Source organism: Kitasatospora sp. NPDC059160, from assembly GCF_042755465.1.
Lineage (GTDB): Bacteria > Actinomycetota > Actinomycetes > Streptomycetales > Streptomycetaceae > Kitasatospora.
Genome location: NZ_JBHZCN010000181.1, coordinates 1 through 10,468, shown reverse-complemented (window position 1 = coordinate 10,468; position 10,468 = coordinate 1). Strand labels below are relative to the sequence as shown.

General features: G+C 72.3%; 11 protein-coding genes. 6 read left to right on the top strand and 5 right to left on the bottom strand.

What is annotated here, in order from left to right:
- Positions 1 to 48: 48 nt before the first annotated feature.
- Positions 49 to 495: an RICIN domain-containing protein gene (locus tag ACFXOZ_RS40820; protein ID WP_380521507.1), complete on the bottom strand. Its 447-nt coding sequence runs from the start codon at positions 493 to 495 to the stop codon at positions 49 to 51.
- 137 nt (positions 496 to 632) lie between these two features.
- Complete coding sequence (locus ACFXOZ_RS40815; RefSeq protein WP_380595098.1) at positions 633 to 944, bottom strand: hypothetical protein; 312 nt, start codon at positions 942 to 944, stop codon at positions 633 to 635.
- A gap of 122 nt (positions 945 to 1,066) precedes the next feature.
- On the opposite strand from ACFXOZ_RS40815, the gene ACFXOZ_RS40810 reads away from it, so the two are divergent.
- A complete protein-coding gene (locus ACFXOZ_RS40810; protein WP_375883773.1) occupies positions 1,067 to 1,663 on the top strand; it encodes a TetR family transcriptional regulator in 597 nt (198 codons plus the stop codon).
- 26 nt (positions 1,664 to 1,689) lie between these two features.
- Here ACFXOZ_RS40810 and ACFXOZ_RS40805 read toward each other — a convergent pair whose 3' ends face one another.
- Together ACFXOZ_RS40805 and ACFXOZ_RS40800 are read right to left on the bottom strand one after the other, a co-directional pair.
- On the bottom strand, positions 1,690 to 2,733 hold the full coding sequence (locus ACFXOZ_RS40805) for a glycosyltransferase family 2 protein (RefSeq protein ID WP_380595096.1): 1,044 nt from the start codon (positions 2,731 to 2,733) through the stop codon (positions 1,690 to 1,692).
- 269 nt (positions 2,734 to 3,002) lie between these two features.
- Positions 3,003 to 3,605: a superoxide dismutase gene (locus ACFXOZ_RS40800; protein ID WP_375883767.1), complete on the bottom strand. Its 603-nt coding sequence runs from the start codon at positions 3,603 to 3,605 to the stop codon at positions 3,003 to 3,005.
- Positions 3,606 to 3,762: 157 nt separating this feature from the next.
- Here ACFXOZ_RS40800 and tsaD point away from each other — a divergent pair, with 157 nt between their 5' ends.
- From tsaD to ACFXOZ_RS40775, 5 genes are all read left to right on the top strand, one after another.
- Positions 3,763 to 4,836, top strand: coding sequence for a tRNA (adenosine(37)-N6)-threonylcarbamoyltransferase complex transferase subunit TsaD (gene tsaD / locus ACFXOZ_RS40795; RefSeq protein ID WP_380595094.1), 1,074 nt, complete (start codon positions 3,763 to 3,765; stop codon positions 4,834 to 4,836).
- Between the two features lie 179 nt (positions 4,837 to 5,015).
- Complete coding sequence (locus ACFXOZ_RS40790) at positions 5,016 to 7,307, top strand: M9 family metallopeptidase (protein ID WP_380521517.1); 2,292 nt, start codon at positions 5,016 to 5,018, stop codon at positions 7,305 to 7,307.
- A gap of 146 nt (positions 7,308 to 7,453) precedes the next feature.
- Positions 7,454 to 7,633 carry a hypothetical protein gene (locus ACFXOZ_RS40785; RefSeq protein WP_375883760.1) on the top strand — a complete coding sequence of 60 codons (180 nt, stop codon included), beginning with the start codon at positions 7,454 to 7,456 and terminating at the stop codon, positions 7,631 to 7,633.
- Between the two features lie 94 nt (positions 7,634 to 7,727).
- Entirely contained in the window at positions 7,728 to 8,780 is a 1,053-nt protein-coding gene (locus ACFXOZ_RS40780) for a cytochrome P450 (protein WP_380595092.1), read from the top strand.
- A 34-nt stretch (positions 8,781 to 8,814) separates the two neighbouring features.
- The gene (locus tag ACFXOZ_RS40775; RefSeq protein ID WP_380595090.1) at positions 8,815 to 9,804 is read left to right on the top strand and encodes a JmjC domain-containing protein; all 990 of its coding nucleotides are present in this window, start codon (positions 8,815 to 8,817) and stop codon (positions 9,802 to 9,804) included.
- Between the two features lie 80 nt (positions 9,805 to 9,884).
- On the opposite strand, the gene ACFXOZ_RS40770 is transcribed toward ACFXOZ_RS40775, so the two are convergent.
- Positions 9,885 to 10,391: a hypothetical protein gene (locus ACFXOZ_RS40770; protein ID WP_380521526.1), complete on the bottom strand. Its 507-nt coding sequence runs from the start codon at positions 10,389 to 10,391 to the stop codon at positions 9,885 to 9,887.
- Positions 10,392 to 10,468: the final 77 nt, after the last annotated feature.

The window sequence follows — 10,468 nt, the reverse complement described above, 5'->3', positions numbered from 1 at the left end:
AGCCCCTGCGGCCCGAGGGGGCGGCAGGGGCTCGACGGGCCTGCTCCCCTACGCGGGCAACACGTCCCATTCCTGGAGCTTGTTGTGGTCGGAGAACGCGCTCAGCACGGTGGTGTAGTTCCCGTTGGACTGGATGGCGTAGTCCCCGTCGAGGTACTCGGTGATGACGACCTTGTTGTCGCTCTCGTCGAGGTCCCACCACTGGGCCGGGTTGCTGATGTTGCACCGGATCAGGGGGATCGGGTCCCCGGTGGTGGCAGGCGCCTGGAGGCAGAGGTTCTTGTAGACGTTCATGATCTGGAACGCCCCCTGGGCGGTCGGGGTCAGGGTCCAGGTCTGAACGGGGCTGCCGTTGGACGGGTAGGTGAGGGGATACGTCCCGTTGGCTTTGCCGTCCAGGTTCCCGTCCACCGCCGCGTTGTAGAACCGGACGTTCTGGGACAGCTGCCGGTGGCCACTGGCCGCCGCCTGCCCCGTGGAGGCCGTCGCGCCCACGAGGGCCAGCGCTACGGCAGCTGCGGCGACGGCGACTCTGGTTGAAGAGAATCATCCCAACCGCCCTATCCACGTTAAGAGTTCGATCCGACGGTAGGTTCCGCCCGGCCGACGGAGGGCCGGGGCCGGGTCGCCCGCTACTTCCGGCCGTCGGCCCGGCGGGCGAGCCTGGTCTCCGCCTTGAGGAGGAGCGGCATCAGGGCGTAGACGACGACGGGGACGACGAGGGCGGTCATCACCAGGGTGCGCAGCGGCACGGGGAGGCTGCCGAGGTGGGGGCCGAGGACGAGGAAGGCGGTGGTGATGGTCGGGTAGACGGCGAGCCAGGTGAGCACGGCGCGGCGGTGGACCGACGGGACCGACGGGACCGAGGGGGCCGCGGGGGTGGCCGGGGCGACGGTGGCCCGAACGGTGGCGGGGGCTGCTGGGGTGATGGTGTCGGTGGTCATGGCGCGGGTCCTCCCCTTGGTGATCGGGCGGAGACCTCATCTCCAACCCTTCGGTTGGAGTTTGGCACGCGCGGACGCGGAAGTCCAACCATTGGGTTGGAAATTTGGGATACCCTTGGGCCATGGCCTGGGACACCGCACGCACGCAGCAGCTCCTCCTCGACGCCGCGGTCGAGGAGTTCGCCGAGTTCGGCCCGGACGGGGCCCGGATCGCCCGGGTGGCGACCCGGGCCGGGGTGAACAAGGAGCGGATCTACCAGTACTTCGGCAACAAGGAGCAGCTCTTCTCCGCCGTGCTGACGTCCGAGCTCGGCAAGCTCGCCGAGGCGGTACCGCTCGCCCCGGAGGCGGAACTGGACCTCGGCGACTACGCCGGCCGGGTCTTCGACTACCACTCGGCCCACCCGCACCTCTCCCGGCTGCTGGCCTGGGAGGGACTGCAACGCGGCTCGGACGCCGAGGAGTTGGCGGCCGGGCCGGAGCGCACCGCGCACTACGCGGAGAAGGTCGCCGCCGTCGCCGCCGCGCAGCGCAGCGGCGGGGTGGCCGGGGAGGTGGATCCGGCACGGCTGATGTTCGCGGTGATCGGCCTGGTGAACGCGTGGTTCACGCTGCCGCAGATGGTCCGCCTGCTGCTCGCCGGTACGGCGGACCGGACGACGGACCGGGCGGCCCTGGTCACCCTGGTCCGCCGGCTGACGGCACCTGCGGTCGGCTGACGGCGCCCGCCGCCGCCGACCCCCGGTCAGCCCCGGCGCACGGCCTGGGCGGCCTGGCGGGCGCGCCGGACGGTGCGGTGGACGCGCTGGACGGCGATGAAGCGGTTCATCGCGTCGGCCTGGGTGAGGCGGTACTTGAGCCGCAACTGGCCGTTGAGGCCGGCGATCCGCTCGGGGCCGATGGCCTGCAGCAGGCGGCTGACGTGCCGCTGGTAGACCTCCCAGTAGTTGCGGTCGCCGTCCGGGATGGACCAGAAGAACATCGGGATCTCCTCGGCCAGGCAGTTCCGGTCGTAGGCGCGCAGGTACTGCTCGGCGAAGAGGGCTTCGGGGCGGGCGAGCAGCCATTCCCGGACGAGTTCCATCGAGCGGACCCGGTCGATCAGTCCGCGCGGGTCGGTCTTCTTCTGGGTGATGGAGAGGTTGCCGTCCTCGCGGACCCGCCAGTGGTAGATCGGCTCGGAGAGCACGTCGACCCGTTCGGCGAGGAAGTGGTGGGGGACGCTGACCGGGGCGTCCTCGTACAGGATGCCCTCGGGGTAGCGGATGCCCGCGGCGTCGAAGAAGGTGCGCCGGTAGACCTTGTTCCAGGCGGTGCGGTCGGTGACCAGGGCGGGCAGTTCGCTGACGTGGGTGCGCAGCCGGGTCTCGCGGAAGGGGCGGCGGTGGGCGTGCGAGGGGGTGAGGCCGGTGGTGCGCAGGCGCATCGCGTTGCCGGTGGCGAAGTCGGAACCGGTCTGGTCGAGCGTGCTGATCATCAACTGGTAGGCGTGCGGCGGCAGGGTGTCGTCGCTGTCGACGAAGGTCAGGTACTGGGTGCCGGGGGCGAGGTGGCGCCAGCCGGTGTTGCGGGCGGCGCCGAGGCCCTTGTTCTCCTGCTGGACCAGCCGGAAGCGCCGGTCCCGGGCGGCGTACTCCTTGGCGATCATCGGGCCGTCGTCGGTCGAGCCGTCGTCGACCAGCACGCACTCGAAGTCCGTGAAGGTCTGGGCCGCGATCGAGTCCAGGCACTCCGCGAGGTAGCGCTCGACGTTGTAGATCGGGACGACGACGGACAGACGAGGGGCCATCGGACGGCCTTTCGCTCAGGAGCGGACGGGCCGGTCGGCCGGTCGGCCGCCGACCGCCGGTGACCGGCGGTGTCCCGAGCGTAGCGACCGCGCGCCGTTCACGGGCGAACAACGGGTGGCGGAGGGCGTTCGGTTCGGTGTGGCTGACGTGACGGGGGTCGACGGCCGTGGCGGGGAACCACGGCGGGAACAGGGGGAACACGGGGGGAGAACAGGGGGAGGGCCCCGGACCGCCCGACCGGTCCGGGGCCCTCCTGCTCGCTCGGTGCTCAGGCGCCCTTGACGGCGGCGAAGCGGGAGGAGACGTCCTGCCAGTTGACGACGTCCCACAGACGGGTGACGTAGTCGGGGCGGACGTTGCGGTACTGCAGGTAGTAGGCGTGCTCCCAGGCGTCGAAGGCCAGCAGCGGGGTGGTGTTCTGCCCGACGTTGCCGTGGTGGTCGTAGACCTGCTCGACGATCAGGCGCTGCCCGAGCGGCTCCCAGGACAGGATGCCCCAACCGGAGCCCTGGACGCCGGTGGTGGCGGTGGTGAGCTGCTTCTTGAAGGCCTCGAAGCTGCCGAAGTGCTCGGTGATGGCGTCGGCCAGCTCGCCCTCGGGGCGGTCGCCGCCCTCCGGGGACAGGTTCTGCCAGAACAGCGAGTGCAGCACGTGGCCGGAGAGGTGGAAGGCGAAGGTCTTCTGCAGGCCGACCAGGCCGCCGAACTGCTCCTTGTCGCGCGCCTCGGCGAGCTGCTCCAGGGTGTCGTTCGCCCCCTTCACGTAGGCGGCGTGGTGCTTGGAGTGGTGCAGCTCCAGGATCTCGGCGGACATGGCCCGCTCGAGCGCGGAGTAGTCGTACGGCAGGTCGGGAAGCGAGTAGGTGCCCATCAGGACACGGCCCCTTTCGGCGGGTTGAGCGATGACGATCGTGCCGGGACAACACTATTGCGTATGAGTTGCAGGAACGAAGCATGGGCTCCTGCTTATTCCACCGTTCACATCGGGCACAATGGTCACCCGCACGTGTAATGAGTGAAGAGGGTGAGTGACTGTGACAGGGTCGCCGGTGGTCGTGCTGGGCATCGAGTCCTCCTGCGACGAGACCGGTGCCGGTCTGGTCCGGGACGGCGTGCTGCTCGGGCAGGCGGTGGCCTCCTCGATGGACGAGCACGCCCGCTACGGCGGGGTGGTGCCGGAGATCGCCGCCCGGGCCCACGTCCACGCGATGGCCCCGGTGGTGCAGGAGGCCCTGGACCGCGCCGGGCTGACGCTGCGGGACGTGGGGGCCGTCGCCGTCACCACCGGCCCCGGCCTGTCCGGCGCCCTCCAGGTCGGGGTCGCCGCCGCCAAGGGGTACGCCTTCTCGCTCGGCGTCCCGCTGTACGGGGTGCACCACCTCGCCGGGCACGTCGCCGCCGCGACCCTGGACGGCGGGCCGCTGCCCGACCCGTGCATCGTGCTGATCGTCTCCGGCGGGCACACCTCGCTGCTGCTGGTCCGCGACCTCGCCCGGGGCCGGATCGTCCACCTCGGCGACACCCTGGACGACGCGGCCGGCGAGTGCTTCGACAAGGTCGCCCGGATCCTGGGCCTGCCCTACCCCGGCGGGCCGGCCGTCGACCGCGCCGCGCGCGACGGGGACCCGGCGGCGGTACGGCTGCCGCGCCCGCTGACCGGGCCGCGGGACGACCCGTACGCCTTCTCCTTCTCCGGCCTCAAGACCGCCGCCGCCCGCTGGGTCGAGGCACGGCGCACGGCCGGCGGCAAGCCGCACGTCCCGGACGCGGCGGCCGCCCTCCAGGAGGCGATCGCGGACGTGCTCACCCGCAAGGCGGTGCGGGCCTGCACCGACCACGGGATCGACACCCTGGTGGTGGTCGGCGGGGTCGCCGCCAACTCGCGGGTGCGGGCGCTCGCCGAGGAGCGGTGCGCCGAGGCCGGGATCGCCCTGCGGGTGCCGCCGCTGCGGCTGTGCACGGACAACGGCGCGATGGTCGCGGCCGTCGGCGACCTCCTCGTCCGGGCCGGGGCCGAGCCGGCCCCGGCGGACGTGTCGGTGGACCCGTCGGCGCCGCTGGAGTTCGCGGCGCTCACCCCCCGGGCACGGTCACTGGTCTGACGGACCGTCAGGCGAGGCGCGGCGCACGGAAGGGCACGGTTCGGTCTCGTCGACCGGAACCCCGGCTCCCGGGTCTTCCCTTTACCTGAATGAGTGTGCCATTTTACATGTCACACATCAGACCCCGTCCGTGCGCCCCCACCGCACGGCCCCCTCACGGTCCCGGAGGCCCCCACCCCATGCGTCCCTTCCGGATATCGAAGGCGAACGCGCGCAGACTGCCCGCGCTCGGCGTCGCCTTCCTCCTCGCAGCCGGCCTGTTCACCCCGCAGGCGCACGCGGCCGACCGCACCCCGACGCCCACCGCACCGGCGGCCGCACCGGCCGCCCACCCGGCCGCCCCACGCGTCGCCGCACCCGTCGCCCCGCGCGCGATCCCGGTGCCGAAGTCGCCCGACACGCCCCAGGACCCCCGCCCGCTCGCCGCCGAGAGCCACGGCAGGCCCACCGCCCCGACCGCGGCCGGTGCCGTCGGCACCGGCCGGACGGCGCGGCAGCTGACCGCCTGCGACACCGCGGCGTTCACCGGCACGTCCGGCGCCGCGCTGGTCCAGCAGGTCAAGGCGGCCGGCCTCGACTGCGTCAACACGCTGTTCACCCTCACCGGCACCGACGCCAAGGGCGCCTTCGCCGAGGCCAGGATGGTGACCGTCGCCGACGCCCTGCGCGACACCGCCGCCGCCGGCTACCCGGGCGACAACTCCACCTCCGCCGGGCAGTTGGTGCTGTTCCTGCGCGCCGGCTACTACGTGCAGTGGTACCACCCCGACGCCGTCGGCCCGTACGGCGACGGCCTGCGGACCGCGATCCGCGGCGCGCTGGACGCCTTCTTCGCCGCCCCGCACAGCAAGGACGTCACCGAGGCCAACGGCGCCACCCTGGCCGAGGCCGTCACGCTGATCGACAGCGCCCGGGAGAACGCCCGCTACACCGGCGTGGTCAAGCGCCTGCTCGACGGTTACACCGGCGGGTGGACCGGCTCGATGGCCGCCGCCGTCGGCAACACCGGGACCGTCGTCGAACGCGGCTTCGAGCTCCCCGAGTTCACCGCCGCCCTCCAGGCCGACCCGTCCTTCGCCACCACCATGGCCTCCTTCGTCACCCGCAACAGCGCCCAGCTCACCGGCTCCGACCCGGTGACCCGGATCGGCATCCAGATCGGCAACCTGGTCGCCGTCGACGGCCTCCGGGCGCAGGGCCGGCCGATCGTCAAGGACCTGGTCAACCGCTACCCGCTGGTCGGCGCCACCGCCCCGCTCACCATGAACCTGCTCTGGTTCGCGGAGCAGAAGGACGCCGGCAACTGCTCCTACTACGGCACCTGCGACGTGCCCGCCAAGCTCGTCCCGCTGGTGCTCAGGAGCGACCACACCTGCAACCCGAACCTGCGGATCCGCTCCCAGAGCATGACCGACCGGCAGAACGCCGACACCTGCACCAGCCTGGTCGGCCAGGACGCGTACTTCCACCGGGTGGCCAAGGACAACGGCCCGGTCGCCGACGACCACAACACCGGCCTGGAGGTCGTCGTCTTCGACGACTACTACAACTACAGCCTCTACGCCTGGGAGATGTACCACATCGCCGTCGACAACGGCGGCATGTACGAGGAGGGCAACCCGGCCACCCCCGGCAACCAGGCCCGCTTCATCGCCCACCAGGCCGACTGGCTGCGCCCGAGCTTCCAGATCTGGAACCTCAACCACGAGTACACCCACTACCTCGACGGCCGCTACGACATGTACGGCGACTTCGAGGCGGGCATGACCACCCCGACCGTCTGGTGGGTCGAGGGCCTGGCCGAGTACGTCTCGTACGGCTACCGGGGCGTCCACTACGACGACGCCGTCACCCAGGCCGGCAAGGGCAGCTACCCGCTGAGCACGCTCTTCGACACCACCTACGACAACGCCGACTCCACCCGGGTCTACAACTGGGGCTACCTGGCGGTGCGTTACATGCTCCAGTCGCACCCCCAGGACGTCGACGCCCTGCTCGCCGCGTACCGCACCGGTGACTGGAACGGCGCCCGCACCCTGCTCAAGACCACCATCGGCACCCGCTACGACGCCGACTTCGCGACCTGGCTCAAGGCCTGCGCCGCCGACGACTGCGGCAGCCTGCCCGCCGACCGGGCCCCGCTGTGCGCGGCCGCCGACACCCGGCAGTACGACCGGAACTGCCGCCGCGACGGCGTGGCCGCCACCACCGGCAACTACGGCTACAGCTTCCTGTACCTGCCGGCCGGGGTGAAGCAGCTGACCATCACCACCGCCGGCGGCACCGGCAACGCCGACCTGTACTACAACGGCCCTTCCTGGGCGACCACTTCGTCGTACCGGGCGAAGTCCACCGCCGCCGGGAACGGCGAGACCCTGACCGTCGCCGACCCGCCGTCCGGCTGGGTGTACTTCAGCCTGTACGCCCAGCAGGGCTTCGACGGCGTGACCGTCACCACCACGTACAACTGACCGGCGAATGCGGGAGCGAATGCCCCCACCGGAAAAGGTTATAACGATTCGGCATTCGAATGGGCTGTCAATACCCCGTAGAAATCGAACTCCGGTTGTCGAAGGGGTGTCATGATCGCCGCCGTTCGGTTAAGGTCCTGAGTCAGTTGAGCAGTTCGGCCTTCCGGACCGGAATGCCGGACCTCATCACCGGTGCGGCCACACCTATTCGTCGCACCCGTATTCCCGGAAAGGGGAAAACCATGAAGATGATCAAGGCGATCGTGAAGAAGTTCAAGCGTGACGAGGACCTCGCCAACCACGCGTGGGTGCTGCACGTCATCTGACGCACCACGGCCGGTGGGGCGGCGGCGGTACCGCCGCCCCACCGGCGCCGTATTTCATCGGTATTCCCACGGAGGCGGGATCCTCGTGCAAGAAATGGCGCCGGAAACGGTCCGCGAACATTCCGTCGTCTACGCCCCGCGAATTCAGGACCTATTGGCCCGGGACGCGAAGGTGTTCCGCGTCGACGCCCGCACCGTCGGCGTCTCCGACGCCCGCCTGATGGCCGAGATCGTGGCGGCCCGCCCGGTGCTCCAGACCGAGCGCTCCGTCTACAAGCCCGCCGCGGGCGCCGACATCCCCCACGACAGCGCGACCCGGACGATCCGCGCCCTGGGGCAGGACGTCATGGCGGGCATCCGCACGCCACCGCCCCCGGCCCGCGGGCTGAACGGCGCCTGGCCGTACGCGCCCACCTCCTACCTGCGCCGGTGGCTGTTCGGATCCGACCCGCTGCCGGTCTCCCTGCTGGCCAAGCGCGGCATCACCCGCTCCGACACCCTCTCCCGGCTCGTCGACCGGGCCGTCACCACCTGGCCGGGCGGCGCGGGCGGGAACGGGAACAGTCCCGGAACGCCCACCGCCATGGCCGGACTGATCCGCGGCGCCGACGACCCACTGGAACGCAAGCAGGCCGTCGCCATGTACCGGCGCGCCTCCGCCACCCTCTGCGACGGCGTGGCCGCCCTGGCCGGCAACGCCCTGTGGCTGATGCGGACGGCGCCCGAACCGCACCAGGACCTCACCACCGTCCTGTGGGAGACCCTGCGCCTGCTCCCGCCCGCGTGGATGCTCTACCGCAACGGCGGGGACGCCTACGCCGGACTGCACCCGGAGATCCGCCCCGAGGACAACGTCGCGCTGCTCCCCCTGCTGATGCACCGCCACCCGGACTACTGGGCCGACCCGCTGGAGTTCCGGCCGCAGCGGTGGGAGGCGGTCGCCGACCCGGAGAGGACCCCCGGGTTCATGCCGTTCGGCTTCGACGGCGCCCGCTGCTGGGCCAAGCACCTGGTCGTCCCGCTGGCCGAACGCCTGCTCACCGTCGCCCTCGACCACGGCCTCACCATCCGCGGCCCCCGGCAGGACGCGCCCGTCCCGCTGCGCTCCCTGCTCTCCGTACGGTTCGAGGCCTCCGTCGGCAGCTGAACCGGCCGGCCCTCCCGACAGCACTGGACACACCATGGAATCGCCCACGCTCGCCGACTGGGTCGGCGACCTCGCAGGCTTCGCCGACCACCGGTGGCAGCGCGAACCCGCCGTCTTCACCCCCGCCCGGCCCGCCTCGCCGTTCGACCTCGACGCGCTGGACGCCGCCTTCGACAGCGGGCTGCTGCGCACCCCGTACCTGGAGATGGTCCGCTCCGACAAGGTGGTCCTCCCGGCCGAGGCCTTCACCACCTCCCGCACCGTCAACGGCACCACCCACCACGGCTTCGCCGACCGCGCCAAGGTGCTCGCCCTGCTGCGCACCGGGGCGACGCTGCTGCTGCGCTGCGTCGACCAGTGGCACGGCCCGACCGGCGACCTGGTGGCCCGGCTCTCCGAGGAACTGGACCGGCGGGTGGAGGCGTTCTTCTTCCTCACCCCGGTCGGCGGCCAGGGCCTCGCGGTGCACCGCGACGACGCCGACGTGTTCGTCCTCCAGGTCGCCGGACGCAAGACCTGGTACGTCCACGACGCGCCGGCCGCCGCCGAGTGGTCGCTGGGCGAACTCCCCGACGACGAACGCTCGGCGCAGCGCCTGCACACCGTCCTCGGGCCCGGCGACGTGCTCTACGTCCCGCGCGCCTTCGCCCACCGCGCGGTGGGCGCCGAGGGACTGTCCGGCCACCTGTCGCTGACCGTTCGCGACCTCTCCGTCCCGGACCTGCGCACGGCCCTGGACCAGCTGCTCGCCGAAGGGCTGGCGCTGCCGACCCGCCCGCTGGGCGAGCCCGCGATCGCCGCCGCCGGCGCCACCCTGCTGGACCACGCCCGGGCCCGGCTCGGCGGCATCACCTCGGAGCAGCTGCTGCGCGCCGCCCGGACGGGCCGGGCCCGGCCACCGGCCGCGACGGGCACCGACAGCTTCGCCGGGACGGCCCGGGACTGGGCGGACGAGGCCCCCGCGGGCGGGCCGGCCGGGCGCACCTGGCGGCGGCTGCGGGCCGTGGCCCGCAACGGGCGCTGAGCCGTCGGCCGACCTGCGGGGCCAGCCCCGCGGCCTGGGATCGGCGCCGACCTGCCGGGCCGTTTTGGTGGCCCGGCAGGTCAGTCGACGGGCGGGAAGACGAGGTGCTCCCCGTCCCGGACCAGGAACCGCCAGCACTCCTCGACCTTCGCGCTCGTCGGCAGGACGTCGATCCTGAGCTCGTGCTCCAGGGTGATCCGCAGGTCGCCCTCCGGCGCCCGCTCCACCGCCAGCACCCGGGGCGAGCGCCGCTCCAGGAACTCCCGCAGCGCGTCGGCCCCGGCGTCGTAGGCGAGGCGGTCGCCGCCCCCGGCCGGCACCAGGTCGTCGGAGCCGAGGTACACCTCCCCGCACTGGACGATCCGGAACGGGCACTGGGCGTGCACGGCGTACCGGCTGCCCGTCGACACCTCCCCGCCGTCGCCCCGCGGCCAGGAGACCGTCCCGCCGAAGTCGACGACGCCCATGCCGCCGAACCGGTAGACGTTCACCCACACTTCGCCGACCAGGAGCTGCAGCAGCTCGTCCTCGTCCGTCGCGTCCGGTTCGGGTTCCCCGTTGTTCAGCATGCCGTCATCGTCGTGCATCCGGGCCCGTCCGTCGCCCGAATTCCGGCCCGTGGGGCGGGGGGGGGGGCGGCCCCCCCCCCCCCGGGGGACCCGGG